This window comes from Gordonia sp. 34D, from assembly GCF_056682775.1.
In genome coordinates, this window is record NZ_CM155293.1 from 1,386,503 (window position 1) to 1,400,587 (window position 14,085).

General features: G+C 63.0%; 12 protein-coding genes. 6 read left to right on the plus strand and 6 right to left on the minus strand.

Annotated features, from left to right (window positions below; genetic code table 11):
• Positions 1 to 79 precede the first annotated feature (79 nt).
• Positions 80 to 733 carry a response regulator transcription factor gene (locus AC1L34_RS06420; RefSeq protein WP_424322871.1) on the plus strand — a complete coding sequence of 218 codons (654 nt, stop codon included), beginning with the start codon at positions 80 to 82 and terminating at the stop codon, positions 731 to 733.
• A 21-nt stretch (positions 734 to 754) separates the two neighbouring features.
• On the opposite strand, the gene AC1L34_RS06425 is transcribed toward AC1L34_RS06420, so the two are convergent.
• Both AC1L34_RS06425 and mqo read right to left on the minus strand, forming a co-directional pair.
• Complete coding sequence (locus tag AC1L34_RS06425) at positions 755 to 2,377, minus strand: GAF domain-containing sensor histidine kinase (protein WP_424295252.1); 1,623 nt, start codon at positions 2,375 to 2,377, stop codon at positions 755 to 757.
• Between the two features lie 33 nt (positions 2,378 to 2,410).
• Positions 2,411 to 3,847, minus strand: a complete 1,437-nt coding sequence (mqo, locus tag AC1L34_RS06430; protein ID WP_480035317.1) for a malate dehydrogenase (quinone) — start codon at positions 3,845 to 3,847, stop codon at positions 2,411 to 2,413.
• 231 nt (positions 3,848 to 4,078) lie between these two features.
• Here mqo and AC1L34_RS06435 point away from each other — a divergent pair, with 231 nt between their 5' ends.
• Positions 4,079 to 5,110 carry an alpha/beta hydrolase gene (locus tag AC1L34_RS06435; protein WP_424295254.1) on the plus strand — a complete coding sequence of 344 codons (1,032 nt, stop codon included), beginning with the start codon at positions 4,079 to 4,081 and terminating at the stop codon, positions 5,108 to 5,110.
• On the plus strand, positions 5,071 to 6,504 hold the full coding sequence (locus AC1L34_RS06440; protein ID WP_424295256.1) for a mycothione reductase: 1,434 nt from the start codon (positions 5,071 to 5,073) through the stop codon (positions 6,502 to 6,504). The genes AC1L34_RS06435 and AC1L34_RS06440 overlap by 40 nt, the downstream gene beginning before the upstream one ends.
• A 15-nt stretch (positions 6,505 to 6,519) precedes the next feature.
• Here AC1L34_RS06440 and AC1L34_RS06445 read toward each other — a convergent pair whose 3' ends face one another.
• Together AC1L34_RS06445 and map are read right to left on the minus strand one after the other, a co-directional pair.
• Positions 6,520 to 7,347, minus strand: coding sequence for an alpha/beta fold hydrolase (locus AC1L34_RS06445; protein WP_424295258.1), 828 nt, complete (start codon positions 7,345 to 7,347; stop codon positions 6,520 to 6,522).
• A 96-nt stretch (positions 7,348 to 7,443) separates the two neighbouring features.
• Entirely contained in the window at positions 7,444 to 8,310 is an 867-nt protein-coding gene (gene map, locus AC1L34_RS06450) for a type I methionyl aminopeptidase (RefSeq protein ID WP_480035195.1), read from the minus strand.
• 96 nt (positions 8,311 to 8,406) lie between these two features.
• Between map and AC1L34_RS06455 the strand changes: the two genes are divergently transcribed.
• From AC1L34_RS06455 to AC1L34_RS06465, 3 genes are read left to right on the plus strand one after another with little or no spacing between them, the layout of a single operon-like run.
• Positions 8,407 to 9,411, plus strand: a complete 1,005-nt coding sequence (locus AC1L34_RS06455) for a heme/hemin ABC transporter substrate-binding protein (protein ID WP_424295262.1) — start codon at positions 8,407 to 8,409, stop codon at positions 9,409 to 9,411.
• 25 nt (positions 9,412 to 9,436) lie between these two features.
• A complete protein-coding gene (locus tag AC1L34_RS06460; protein WP_424324221.1) occupies positions 9,437 to 10,486 on the plus strand; it encodes a FecCD family ABC transporter permease in 1,050 nt (349 codons plus the stop codon).
• The gene (locus AC1L34_RS06465) at positions 10,480 to 11,280 is read left to right on the plus strand and encodes a heme ABC transporter ATP-binding protein (RefSeq protein ID WP_424295264.1); all 801 of its coding nucleotides are present in this window, start codon (positions 10,480 to 10,482) and stop codon (positions 11,278 to 11,280) included. The genes AC1L34_RS06460 and AC1L34_RS06465 overlap by 7 nt, the downstream gene beginning before the upstream one ends.
• 45 nt (positions 11,281 to 11,325) lie before the next feature.
• Here AC1L34_RS06465 and AC1L34_RS06470 read toward each other — a convergent pair whose 3' ends face one another.
• Both AC1L34_RS06470 and AC1L34_RS06475 read right to left on the minus strand, forming a co-directional pair.
• On the minus strand, positions 11,326 to 13,170 hold the full coding sequence (locus tag AC1L34_RS06470) for a penicillin-binding transpeptidase domain-containing protein (RefSeq protein WP_480035196.1): 1,845 nt from the start codon (positions 13,168 to 13,170) through the stop codon (positions 11,326 to 11,328).
• A gap of 31 nt (positions 13,171 to 13,201) precedes the next feature.
• Entirely contained in the window at positions 13,202 to 14,038 is an 837-nt protein-coding gene (locus AC1L34_RS06475; protein ID WP_424295268.1) for a GNAT family N-acetyltransferase, read from the minus strand.
• Between the last annotated feature and the right edge of the window lie 47 nt (positions 14,039 to 14,085).

Sequence of the window (14,085 nt, forward strand, 5' to 3'; positions counted from 1 at the left end):
CCACCAGGATTTTCAGGGGGCAAAGGTCCCTTTAGGATTGGGCCACCAGTCGCGAAGTTGCCTGTTGTAGCGTGGTGGCATGGCTGACCCCCAACGCAAATATCGCGTCTTCCTTGTCGACGACCACGAATTGGTTCGCCGGGGCTTGCGCGATCTCCTGAGCACCGCAGGCGATCTGGAAGTGGTCGGCGAAGCCGCCACGGTCGCCGAAGCCGAGGTCGGGATCGCCGCGACCTCCCCCGACGTCGCGGTCCTGGATGTACGACTACCCGACGGCAACGGTGTGGAACTGTGCCGGTCGGTACGCAGTCAACAGCCGTCCGTGCGCTGTCTGATGCTAACGAGTTACGCCGACGACGACGCTCTCCTGGCCGCAGTGCTCGCCGGTGCGTCCGGTTTTGTTCTCAAGCAGATTCTCGGCCACAATCTGATCGCCGCGGTACGGACTGTCGGCTCTGGCGGATCGCTACTCGATGACCGCAGTACGGCGGCGCTTCTGACGCGTCTGCGCGACGGCGAACCATCCGATCCCCTCGCTCGTCTGACCGGCCAGGAACGTGAGGTCTTCACGTTGATTGGCCAGGGCATGACGAATCGGCAGATTGCCGATCGAATGTTCTTGGCGGAGAAGACGATTAAGAATTACGTTTCCCGAATCTTGTCGAAGCTCGACATGCAGCGCCGCACGCAGGTGGCAGTGCTCGCGACGGAGTTGCGGTCGAAAGACCGGTAGACCTCGGCAAGACCGACGGCCCTACTGCAGCGGCGCGGTCCAGGTCAGCGTGGTGCCGGTCGCCGCAGAGCTAGCGATCGTGAACACGCCGTCGCAGTCGTCGGCGCGCCGGTTCAAGTTCGACAGCCCGGAGTGCTCGGCCAACGGCGGAATACCGCGGCCATTGTCGGCGATCTCGACAACAACCACGTCGTCGGCCACGATTCGCACGGCAATCTGTTCGGCACCCGAATGTCGAATGGCATTCGAGATCCCTTCCCGCAGAACCGCTTCGATGTGCGGGCCGAGGGCGTCGGGCACGAGGGTGTCGACCGGCCCGTGGAACGTGACACTCGGCATGATCGGCGCATGGGCGGCCAGTTCGGCAACTACGTCGAGCACGCGGCGTCGCAGGGTCACCGCCCCACCGTGCGACGGCATACCCTGCAGGTCGAAGATCGACGTGCGGATTTGCGCGATGGTGCTGTCCAGGTCGGTAATGACCTGCTCCATGCGTGCTTCGTCGCGCACGGGCGTGGCCTGCATTGTCTGCAACGACATTCCGATCGCGAACAGCCGCTGAATCACCAGGTCGTGGAGATCCCGGCCGATCCGGTGCCGGTCTTCGAGGAGTTGCAGGTCGTGTGCCAGTTGCTGCTGGTCGGCGTAGGCCAGCGCCAACGACGCAACTCGCGCCGCCCCTTGCAACCCGGCGACTTCTTCGCCGGTCCAATACCGCCGGTCGACGTTGGTGAGGACGATGGCACTGGTCCCCTGTCCGGCCTGCAAGGGTTGGACGGTGACCCAGCGGGCTCCGCGTCGCAGCCACTTCTGGGAGCCGGCCGCCAATTCACGCAAGATCAGCCTGCCGCTGGCTACTTCGCCATCGGGGTCGACGACATTGAGGAGGTCTTCAGTGTCCGGTTCGGATCCGGTATGCCCGACCACTTCGCTGCCGGACATGATCATGACGTCGACGGCACCGGTCAACGCCGAAATGTCGCGGCATAATCCGTCCAGCGTTCTCGTGAGGTCGGTGCCCGCGAGGGGTTCAGAGCCACGATCGGCGATGACCTGCATCCAGCGGAGCCGCGCCTGAGCGCGTTCGAAAGCTCGCGCATTGTCAACGGCGATCCCCGCGGCGACCGCCAACACGGCAACGATCTTCTCATCGAGCGCAGTAAACGCTGGCTGCCCTTGCTTTTCAGTCAGGTAGATGCTGCCGAAGAGCTCGTCTCGCACGATGATCGGCGCACCGAGGAATGTGTCCATCGGCGGATGGTTGGGCGGGAAACCCACCGAGGCCGGATGGTCGGAAAGCTTCGGAATCCGAAGGACTTCCGGGTGATGCAGCAGAACGCCCAGCACGCCGTGGCCGACGGGCAGTTGGCCCATTGTCGCCCGAACTTCCGGTTCGATACCGGTGTTGACGAATGCTTGAAGGCTCAATTCCGGGCCGCGCACACCGAGCGCGCAGTACCGGGCATCAAGGACATCAGCGGCCACTTCGACGATCCGCTGGAGCGCTTGGTCAAGCTCCAGTCCGTGACCCACCAAGATCACGGCCTCGAGCAGGTCGCGCAGCGCTGTTGGATCGTCGACGCTCGCCGAAGCGAGGGCGTCGAGGGCCGCGTGAACCTCAGCCAGATCTCGTCTGTGACTCATCGCGGCACCCCTGTAGCCATCGTTTGGTGTGCGTTAATCCTGATCGTGGGTGGTGAGTTGCAGGCTCTTGTTGGTCCAATCCCACATCTCGCGGAACAGCGCCGGATTGTCGTTCAGCTTCTGCCCGAACGACGGAATCATCGTGGTCAGCGCACCCTTCCAACCGTCGAACCGGTCACCGAAGCACTGCTCCAGCACCGAAATCATGGCGGGAACCGCGGTCGACGCACCGGGCGAGGCACCCAGCAGGCCGGCGAGAGTGCCGTCGCCAGCGGCGACAACTGCGGTGCCAAACTCGAGGCTGCCGCCGACGCCCGTCTTGCGGATCACCTGGACGCGCTGTCCAGCGGTGATGAGTTCCCAATCTTCTCCGACAGCACGCGGCGCGAAGTCTTGCAACGTGTGCAGGCGATCGATCGGGCTCGCGGCGAGTTCGGAAATCAGGTACTTGAGCAGACCAAATTCCTGCGGCGCGATCGACATCATCGGGATCAAGTTGTTCGGCTTCACCGACTTCGGCAGGTCCATGATGCCGCCGGTCTTGAGGAACTTCGGCGACCAACCGGCATACGGTCCGAACAGGAGGCCGCGGTCACCGTTGATGACGCGAGTGTCCAGGTGCGGCACCGACATCGGCGGTGCGCCAACGGCGGCCTGGCCATACACCTTGGCCGAGTGCTCGGCGATGACGTCGGGGTTGGTGCAACGGAAGAATTCGCCGCTGACGGGGAAACCGCCGAAGCCCTTGGCCTCGGGGATACCCGACTTCTGCAGCAGGTGCAGGGCTCCTCCACCGGCACCGACGAAAACAAACTTCGCCTCGACGCGAAGCTTCTCACCGGTGCGGGTGTTGCGGACCTTAACCACCCAGCTGCCATCGGACTGCTTGGTGAGGTTGCGGACGTCGTGGCCGTAGTACAGGTCTGCCTCGCGACCGACGTAGTTCAACAGCTGCTGGGTCAGCGCACCGAAGTCGACGTCGGTGCCTTGGTCGTACCAGTTCAGCGCAACCGGGTCGGAGAAGTCGCGGCCAGCCCCCATCAGCGGGAGACGCTTGGCGAAGTCGTCGGCGTCGTCGATGAATTCCATGCCCTCGAACAGGGTCTGACTAGCCAGCGCGGCGTGGCGTTTGCGCAGGTAATCAACACCTTCTGCACCGTGGGTGAAGCCCACGTGCGGGATTGGGTTGATGAACTCGTCGGGCACGCCGAGCATGCCTTCGTCGACAGCATGTGCCCAGAACTGACGCGAGACCTGGAACTGCTCGTTGATGCTGAGCGCCTTAGCGATCTCAATGTCGCCGTTGGCGTCCATCGGGGTGTAGTTCAGCTCGCACAACGCCGAGTGGCCGGTGCCCGCGTTGTTCCACGGGTCACTGCTCTCGGATGCGGCTGCCTCGAGGCGCTCGAACAGACTGATGGACCAGTTCGGCTCCAGCTGACGCAAGAGGGCACCCAGGGTGGCACTCATAATTCCTGCGCCAATCAGCGCCACATCTGTCTTAATCACCTTGGCCACGCTGCTGAACTCCTCTACCCAAACGGGATCCACGTCTCCTACATTGGTGTTCATTGTTCCCCATCGCCATGAGCGAGTCATCATTGGTGCGGGCAATTGTGGCGATCGCGACAGGGTGCTAACGCACGGGCACCGCCCGCTGGCGGCCTGCTCCCCGCCCATCCGTGCCGCTGTACACCTACGATGGTCGTCGTGACCATCGCCAAGAACCCTCAATGGCATCCGGACGAGTTTCTCGAAAACTTTCAGTCTCGGACGCTAGACCTACACGACGATCCCGACGGTGCCGGGCCGATCGACGCGACTCTGGTGCGAGCGCAAGGGGCTTCCGATGCGCAGAACGGTGCGGTTCTGTATGTCCACGGCTTCACCGACTACTTTTTTCAAACCCATCTCGCCGACTACTTCCGCGAACAGGGTTACGCGTTCTACGCCCTCGATCTGCGCAAGTGCGGACGGTCGCTCGACGATCATCACCAGCCCCACTATGTTTCGGACCTCAAAATCTACGACGAAGAGTTGAACGCGGCACTCGACATCATCGTCGAAGAGACTTCCGCCCCCAACGCACCCGCGCAGGTGATGGTCGTGGCGCATTCCACTGGCGGCCTGATCACGCCGTTGTGGATGGACCGCCTCCGTAAAACCGACCCGGCTCGTCACCGGCACTTCAAGGGACTGCTGTTGAACAGTCCTTGGCTCGACCTGCAGGGCGAGGCGCTCCTACGCAGCAGCGCGGTGGGACTCGCCATCAAGGGCCTCAGCAAAGTGCAGGCCAAGAAGGAAATGTCCCGCGCATTGTCGAGCGCCTACGGCGACAGCCTGCATGTCAGCAAACACGGCGAGTGGTCGTACGACTTGCGGCGCAAACCGCTCGTCGGGTTTCCCGTCACCTTCGGATGGCTGGCCGCAGTTCGGGCTGGTCACAAGAGGCTGCACCGCGGTATTGACGTCGGCGTCCCAGCCCTCGTCCTGCGGTCGGATAAGACACAATTCCAGACCACGTACGGTGCCGAAGTGGATACCGCCGACTGCGTGTTGGACGTCAAACAGATTGCCCAGTGGTCCGGCGCGATTGGGAAGCGAGTGTGGGCAGTCGCTGTTCCCGGTGCCCGCCACGATGTTTTCTTGTCCCTTGAACCCGCTCGCAGCACCGCGTTCAGCGAGGTTCAGACATGGCTGAGCACCGTGTTCGGCGAAGGAGCGCAGCAGTGAGCATTCAGCATTTCGACCTGGCAATTATTGGGTCCGGCAGCGGCAACTCGATCCCCGACGAGCGTTATGACGCCACCAGCATCGCGATGTTCGAGGAGTCCATTTACGGCGGAACCTGCCTCAATGTTGGCTGCATCCCCACCAAGATGTTCGTCTACGCCGCAGACGTTGCGGATGCGGCGCGGTCGTCCGAGCGGTTCGGCGTCCACGCGAGTGTCGATTCGGTGGACTGGCCAGCCATTGTGGAGCGGGTTTTCGGTCGCATCGACCCCATTTCAGCTGGGGGCCGGGAGTATCGGACCGACCGCTGCGACAACATCACCGTCTATTCATCGCATGTGCGGTTCGACGGCGTCGACGATGCCTCGGGCTACTACCGGCTGATTACCGATGCGGGCGACCAAGTCCTGGCCCGCCAGGTGGTGATTGCTGCGGGTTCGCGCGCGCAGGTCCCCGACGTGATCGCGGCGTCCGGTGTGCGCTACTACACTAACGACGACGTGATGCGCCTCCCCGATCTCCCCAAAACCATGACGATTTTGGGCAGCGGCTACATCGCCACCGAGTTCGCGCACGTCTTTGCCGCATTGGGTACCGAGGTGACCGTTGTAGCCCGCAGTGGCCGACTGCTACGCGGTCTCGATGCAGAACTCAGCGAGCGCTTCACCGCGGTCGCGGCCACGCAGTGGAACGTCCTTTTGGACCAAACAGTCAGTGGCGCAAACCAACTCGAGGACGGCGGAGTCCGTCTCTCCTTCGCCGATGGCACCCATATCGATTCTGAGGTACTGCTCGTCGCGACAGGCCGCACCCCCAATGGCGACAAGTTGGGCTTGGCCTCGTTGAACATTGATCTGCTCGATGACGGTCGCGTCCCGGTCGACGCACACGGGCGTACGCCAGCACCGAATGTGTGGGCGCTCGGTGACGTCAGCTCGCCATTCCAACTCAAGCACGTGGCCAACCATGAGCAGCGGGTGGTCACCGAGAACCTACTCAAGGGTTGGCATGCGGACAATCTCGACCGATTCAACCATCGGTACGTGCCATTCGCCGTGTTCACTCATCCGCAGATCGCCGCAGTCGGACTCACCGAGGAAGAAGCCCGCAAGGGCCACGATGTTGCGGTCAAGGTCCAGAACTACGGTGACGTCGCCTACGGCTGGGCGATGGAAGACACAACGGGCTTCTGCAAACTTGTCGCCGACCGTGCCACGGGCAAACTGCTCGGGGCGCATATCATGGGACCGCAAGCATCGACGGTGATCCAGCCCGTCATTCAGGCATTGAACTTCGGGCTCACCGTCAGCGACATGGCCCGCGGCCAGTATTGGATCCACCCCGCGATGCCCGAGGTGTTGGAGAACGCGCTGCTCGGTCTTGAGCTGGATTAGCAGCTGCGGCCGCGATCAGAAGCGGTTTGAGCGGAGCGCGATTTCGCTGGCCAAGGCCGCCGGAGCCTTCTCCGGAATCCAGTGGTCGACACCTTCCAGGACGGAGAAGCGGAAATCGGAGTAGACGTAGCGTCCGCTGAACTCGGCCTGCTCGCGGCCCAGTGCAGCGTCGCCGTCGCTCCACACCATCGTCGTTGGGATCTCCACCGGCGGGCACGCTAGGTTGGCGGCAACATCGCCGGTGAAGTTGGCGCGATACCAGTTGAGGGGCCCGGTCAGCGCGCCCGGTTCCAGAATCGGCGCGAGTTCTTCCTTCGGAACGCCCGCCTTGCGCAACAGCACACCGTCACGGGCCCGTAGGTTCTCCTCGGCCCCGTCGGCGATGAAGTCCTTGATGTAGGCCGACCGTCGGCGCTGGTCATCACCCACTGCGAGCGCATCGCGCATGGCCGAGGGATGGCCGGTACTGGCGGCGACGAGCCCGGTAAACCGGTCCGGGTACTTGGCTGCCAAATGCCAGGCGACGATCCCGCCCCAATCGTGTCCGACGATCATCGAGTACGAGATATTCAGCTGAATCAAAATCTCACTGACGTCATCGACCAGCTTTTCCAACCGGTACTCGTCGACCCCATCGGGTCGAGCACCGGGGCTATATCCGCGCTGGTTGATGCGCAGGGTCCGCAGGCCAGCTTCGTGCAGGCGGGGAATCACCTCGTCGTAGCATTGGGAATTCACCGGAAAACCGTGCAGCAGAACCACCCACGGCCCACGGGCCGGGCCGCTCTCTTCTACGTCGAAGGTCAGTCCGTCGTGGGTTGCCGTCAGGCGCGAGGTCGTCACCCAGACAGGATATGTCGACCGGGCCGACGGCGGGGCGGTCCGCGACCAACCTGTCCAAGCAATACCCGTCGAGACGACCTTCACACCGTGCGAGCGTTACCTCTCGTCGGGCAGCGTCAAAACCTCAGCACCGGTATCAGTGACCACGAGAGTGTGTTCAAATTGCGCGGTCCATCGGCGATCGCTGGTAACAACGGTCCAGTCGTCATCCCACATTTCCCATCCGAGGCCACCGAGATTGATCATCGGTTCGATGGTGAAGACCATCCCCGGCTCCAACACCGTGTCGACGTTGGGTTGGTCGTAGTGCAGCACGATGAGGCCGTTGTGGAAGGTCTCACCAATCCCGTGCCCGGTGAAGTCACGAACAACCGAGTACCCGAAGCGGTTCGCGTAAGCCTCAATGACGCGCCCGACAACGTTCAGTTCGCGGCCCGGCTTCACCGCTTTGATCGCCCGTTCGGTCGCGATACGGGTCCGCTCGACGAGATCACGCGCCTCCTGTGACACCTCGCCAGCCAGGAACGTGGCATTCGTGTCGCCATGAGCCCCATCGATGTATGCGGTCACGTCAATGTTGACGATGTCGCCGTCCTGAATCACCGTCGAGTCCGGAATCCCATGGCAGATCACCTCATTCAGTGATGTGCAACACGACTTCGGGAAGCCCTTATAGCCCAGCGTCGACGGATAGGCGCCATGATCGACCATGTACTCGTGGGCAATGCGGTCGAGTTCGTCGGTCGTGACCCCGGGGCGCACCGCCTTACCGGCCTCGGCGAGCGCATTGGCCGCAATCTTGCTCGCAACCCGCACTTTCTCGATTATTTCGGGCGTCTGCACCCACGGCTCGTTGCCCTCGTTGACGGTGTCTTTCCACGCGTACTCGGGACGTTCGATCGTGTCGGGAACAGGCAACGTCGGCGAGATAATTCCGGGCTGTAGGGGGGCGCGAACTGTCATGTGAGCGATTCTACGGACCGCACCGGTGTGCATCGCCACCCGATCAGACAGTAAGGTGTGCCTAACACAAGCTTCAGAACGACAAGGCGGATTCAGGTGGCGACTCCCTCCCGGTCCGCGGCGTCGACGGTCTTTGTTGGGGTTCTCCTGTTGGTGTTGGGCACAGTACTGTCCGGGTGCACCACAGAACCGCTCGATACAGGGAACGCCGCGGCCGCGAAGACCAGCGCAACGTTGCGCAACGGTCCAACGACCGCCACGCTGCCCACGGCGGATGTTGTTCCAATCGACACCGATGCGACGCCCGGTCCCCACGCCGATCGCATCATCGCCATCGATCGCAACGGCACCCTCGCTGCGATTGTTTATGCCCTCGGATTGGGCCCGCACGTTGTTGGCCGCGACCGGTCGACGACGTTTCCCGCCGCCGCGCAATTGCCATACGTCACCGAAACCGGGCACACCATCAATCCCGAACGGGTCTTGGCACAGAATCCGTCGATCGTGTTGGTCACGGACGACGCCAACCCGCCCGGCGCCGTCGACCAGTTGCGCAACACCAATGTCGAGGTCGCGGTGTTCACCGGAGAGCGATCGATGGCCACCGATTCGGAGTTGATCCGGTCCGTCGCCAAGACACTCGGGGTCCCGGCGGCCGGCGAGAAGTTGGTGGCACGCACCGAGAAGCAGATTGAGGCTGCCCGCAGGCAGATCCCGAACCCGTCTGGGAACCCGACCATTGGATTTGTCTATATCCGCGGGCCCAACTTAATGCTGCTCGGCGGTCCCGAATCCGGTGCAGATGACCTGATCACCGCACTTGGCGGCGTCGACGCCGGAACCAAAGCCGGAATGAAGTCCGCATTTACCCAGGTCAGCGTCGAGTCGATGGCCCGCGCCGACCCCGACGTGATCCTCGTGATGACGCAGGGTGCCGATTCTGTCGGCGGTATGGACAAGGTTCTAGAATTGCCCTCGATCGCTGCGACTTCGGCTGGCCGCGCTGGCCGGGTCATCGAGATGGATGAAACGCAGATCCTCGTATTCGGTCCCAATACAGGCTTGGTGCTCAGTGCTCTTGCAAAATCGATCTATGCCTGATGGCACCCCGACCCTCCGGGCACGGATGGTCGCGGGCGCGTCGAAGATCAGCAAACGCGCCATTTGGGTGATGGTCGGCACGGTAATCCTGCTCGGGGTCGTCGTCGTGTTCTCCGCAGGCACCGGTCAGGTTTACGTTTCCCCCGCCGAGGTGCTCGGGTCCATCGCTCACCACTGGCATCTGAACATTGGTCCCCTACCGTCGGACCCGCAAGGCGAGAACGCTCTTTGGGTATCGCGGTTCCCGCGGATTCTGCTGGGTTTGCTGGTCGGTCTTGCCCTCGGCACGGCGGGTTGCCTGCTGCAAGGGGTGCTGGCTAATCCGCTGGCCGAACCCGGCATCATCGGTGTCTCCTCCGGCGCAGCGGTCGGTGCCTGCCTGGTGATCGTTATTGGCGGCACCGGATCCAATAGTTGGGCGATCGCTGGCGCTGCCGCCGTTTTCGGGCTCATTACGACTGCTGGCGTCTACCTGCTGAGCATCCGTGACGGTGCCTCATCGACCATCATGCTGGTCCTCACCGGCATCGCAGTTAACGCTTTCGCACTCGGCATCATCGCCTACCTGACCTACGTGGCGTCGACTGCAGCACGCGAGCAGATCGTGTTTTGGCAGCTCGGTTCCCTCGCCGGCAACGTGTCGTGGACGCAGGTCAAGATCGTCGCGCCGCTCGCGTTAGCGGGACTGGCTGGCGGCATCCTGTTGGTCAAGAAACTCGACCTTCTGGCTCTCGGCGAAGTCCAGGCCGCCTCGTTGGGCGTCAACGTCGAAGTTGTTCGACGACAGGTCATCGTCCTGGTGGCAATGCTGACTGCCGCGGGTGTCGCATTCACCGGCATCATCATGTTCGTCGGTCTGATCGTTCCCCACGTGATGCGCCTGCTGGTGGGCCCCAAACATGCCTATCTCCTGCCCGCGAGCGCACTCGGCGGCGCGTTGGTGATTGCCGCCGCCGATCTCGCGGCGCGAACCATGACCAACGGCGAACTCCCCCTGGGCATGCTGACCTCTCTGATCGGCGGACCGGTCTTCTTCTTGCTGCTCCGTCAGCGGAATGCGGCGGGACGATGGTAGAGAACTCCTACGAGCCGACCATCACGCGGACCTCGGTGGTCGTGAGCGGCGTTGACGTGCAGATCAACCGCCGTCAGATTCTGCACGGGATCGACCTCACCGCGCTTCCTGGACAGATCTTGGCATTGGTCGGCCCGAACGGTTCCGGCAAGTCGACCTTGCTTGCGGCAATGTCGGGCAGCCGCTCCCCCGACGCGGGTACGGTTCGCATTGGCGATCTGGATGTTCATGGGACCGACGCGCGTTCGCTGGCACGGACCCGTTCGCTGGTGACACAGCAAAATCGCGATGATATTCCGTTTACGGTCCGCGAAGTCGTCGAAATGGGCCGCTTTCCGTGGACGCGGACCGATCAGGCACTGCGATCGCCGGAAATCATCGCGGCCGCGATCAGCGAGTGCGAACTTGGCGATCTCGTCGATCGCCCGTTTACCCAACTCTCGGGTGGACAGCAGGCACGGGTTTCGCTGGCACGGGCGCTCGCCCAGGACACCCCGGTCGTCATGCTCGACGAACCTACGGCGGCGCTCGACATTGGCCACACCGAGCAGGTCCTGACAATCCTGAAGCGTCGCGCCGACGCCGGGGCCACCATCATCTTGGTGGTCCACGACCTGTCGTTGACTGCCGCTTACGCCGATCGAGTCGCTGTCATGAAGGACGGCCGCCTCTTGGCGACCGGCTCCGTCGAAGAGGTCATGACCGCCGAACTGCTGAGCACCACCTACGACCACCCGGTCCTCATCTGGGATCACCCGGAAACTGGTGAACGGCTCATCACACCCGCCCGCTAGTTGTCACGCCTGAAACCGGGAATTACGCCGGTTCGACGGCTGTCGCTACGGCCGGTAGCTATTGGGGATCGCAGCAAAGAAGTCGCGAGTCAGGTTCACGGAGTTGGTGGAATCGCCGCCAGCAACGATCAGGGTGGCGAAGGCGATGTCACCGCGATAGCCGGCAAACCAAGCGTGCGAGCCGCCCGCAAATTCCGCCTCACCGGTTTTTCCGAAGACCTCACCCGCGCCAGCGATCGAGGTCGCGGTGCCCTCGGTGACGACGGCCCGCATCATCGGGCGCAGTCGTTGATAGACGTCGTCGGACAAGGTGGCGTGCGGTCCGGTCACGGTCGTCTTTCGACCAACAATCAGTGTCGGGATCTGCGCTTTGCCAGATTGGGCCGCTGCGGCGACGAGCGCCATGCCCAAGGGACTGGCCAGCACCTTGCCCTGACCAAATCCGTCTTCGCTGCGTGCCACCAGTTCCGGTTCGACGGGCACCGACCCGGATTTCACCGTCAGCCCGGGGACGTCGTATTGGGCACCCAACCCCATGGCCGCCGCGGCATGTGTGAGGTCAGTCGGTCCCATCCGGCTCGCTAAATCGGCGAATGACGTATTGCACGACTGCGCAAAAGCGGTCCGCAACGGCACCGGCCCCAGGGAGAAGCCATCGTAGTTCGGGATAGTGCGCGGCCCAATCTCAATCTCGCCGGGGCACGGGACCGTCGAGTCGGGGTTCACCATGTTCTCGTGGAAGGCCGCAGCCGAGGTGACGATCTTAAACGTCGAACCCGGCGGGTACTGCCCGGAAGCGGCGATGAGGCCGTCGCGATCGGCATCTCGGTTCTGGGCGACGGCGAGAATTTTGCCGGTCGAAGCCTGCAGCGCAACGAGCATCGCCTGCTTCCCGGCGACAGCATTAACGGCACGCTGAGCGGCATCTTGGACGGTTCGTGACAACGACAGCAACACTGCCGGGGAAGGTTTTCCGGCTTCGTCAGCCACCACATCGGCGACCACCGCATTCGGGTTCAGCACCGAAACTCGCCACCCGCTGACACCGGTCAACTCACCGCCGACTTGGTCGCGGACTTCGGCCAGCACGGACGGCGCAAAGCCGGGATCACGCGGCATCAGGATCGATTGGTCTGCGGTCAGAATTCCCGGCACAGCGAGTTGATCGCGGAGTCGGTCGAAGTCGCCCGACGAAATCCGACCAATCGGCAACGGGTCACTTTGGGCGGTGGCCTTCTCGGCGATCGCCTGCGCGTCGAGTCCGGGGATCAGCGGCCCCAGCGTGCCGACGAGTCGATGCGCGGAATCAATCACACTCCCGCCCGCAGCGGCGGCCGCGGCATCGAACGAGATGCCGGTAACGGTGCCGTCGACCATTACTTCCGAACCGTCTGATTCGTTGACCGCGGCCCGAGGCGGTGCCAGTTGAGTGAATGAAAGCTGTTGGTCAGCACCAAGTTTGGGGTGGATGTCCGACGACTTCCACCTCACCGACCAACCAGTGTCGTCCCGTCCCATCGAAACCGTCGCATCGTACTGCCACTGGTGATTGCCGGGCAACGTCCAGGTGTAGCTGACGGGAACGTCCGCGACGTCCTGGTTAATGCTGACGCGACCGGTCGACGCGGTCATCGCGGTAGCTGCCAGCCCCTCCCACGTTTGCTTAAGCTGCGGACCCGAACGATTGGGATTGGTCGTCAACGACGCCGCTCCGTCGAAATCTTTCGCGGCAAACTTGTCGAGGAACGCCTGGGCTGCCGATCGTGGCCCGTCTTCTTGGGTTGCGCACGCCGTCAACGAACCCGCCAGGACAAGCGCCGTCAGCAGGCATGTTGCAACCAGCCAACGGGGTCGCGATGAGCGATTTCGGAGCACAGCGGATGACAGCATTGCCCAGATTCTAGTGGGGTTCAAGCGATGATCAGTCGACCAACACAGTCGCAAACGTGCCGACCTGATGGAAGCCGACCTTCGCATAGGTGCGGCGAGCGCCGTGGTTAAAACTGTTGACGTACAGACTCGACGTGCGCCCTTGGCGTGCGATAGCGGCGACCACCGCTGCGGTACCGATGGTCCCGAGTCCCCGACCTCGCCATTCTGGGTCGACCCAGACACCCTGAATCTGGCCGACCTTGCGTGACATTGATCCAATTTCTGCTTTAAAGATCACGCGGTCGCCGTCGAACCTGGCGAAAACTCGCCGGGCGGAAATTAGTGCGGCCAGGCGTCGCCGGTACGACCGCCCGCCGTCGTTGATGCAGGGATCGATCCCTACTTCGCCGATGAACATTTCGACTGCCGCCGGGAAGTAGACGTCCAGGTCGGCCATGGTGACCAGGCGAACGTTCGGGTCCGGCGAAATCTCCGGGTACCCGTGCAATGCCAGCAGCGGTTGATCGTCGCGGATCTCACGAGGTGGTCCCCACACTGGACCGAGGAGGCCCCACAGTGGCATGGCGAGGTCGGCGGCACCAACGATCGACGAGCAGATGCGCGGGCCAGCGAGCGCACGTTCAGCGAAAATGCCGAGGTCAACGGCGCTACCGATGAGTGGCATCAGATTGGCACCGGAAAACGCGAGTGAGTCCGCGGGTCGGGAGGCCGACCACATTTCGCCGCCGAGGAATCGTGGCGAGAGTCCGTAGGCTTCGACGCGCGCGGACACCATGCAAGATGCCACCGGGTTGAGGTCAAGGGCACGGGAGACAGCGTCAGCGTCTTTTGCACCGAGCGGATGTTCGCCAAGCGTCCCGAGCACGTCCCCACCTCCCCGCAAACACCCGCAAGGACGTTTGCCACATCGGC

Coding starts and splice junctions, on each gene's coding strand:
- AC1L34_RS06420 (WP_424322871.1), top strand. CDS start 80: ATGGCTGACCCCCAACGCAAATATCGCGTCTTCCTTGTCGACGACCAC.
- AC1L34_RS06425 (WP_424295252.1), bottom strand. CDS start 2,377: ATGAGTCACAGACGAGATCTGGCTGAGGTTCACGCGGCCCTCGACGCC.
- mqo (WP_480035317.1), bottom strand. CDS start 3,847: ATGAGTGCCACCCTGGGTGCCCTCTTGCGTCAGCTGGAGCCGAACTGG.
- AC1L34_RS06435 (WP_424295254.1), top strand. CDS start 4,079: ATGGTCGTCGTGACCATCGCCAAGAACCCTCAATGGCATCCGGACGAG.
- AC1L34_RS06440 (WP_424295256.1), top strand. CDS start 5,071: ATGGCTGAGCACCGTGTTCGGCGAAGGAGCGCAGCAGTGAGCATTCAG.
- map (WP_480035195.1), bottom strand. CDS start 8,310: ATGACAGTTCGCGCCCCCCTACAGCCCGGAATTATCTCGCCGACGTTG.
- AC1L34_RS06460 (WP_424324221.1), top strand. CDS start 9,437: ATGGTCGCGGGCGCGTCGAAGATCAGCAAACGCGCCATTTGGGTGATG.
- AC1L34_RS06465 (WP_424295264.1), top strand. CDS start 10,480: ATGGTAGAGAACTCCTACGAGCCGACCATCACGCGGACCTCGGTGGTC.
- AC1L34_RS06470 (WP_480035196.1), bottom strand. CDS start 13,170: ATGCTGTCATCCGCTGTGCTCCGAAATCGCTCATCGCGACCCCGTTGG.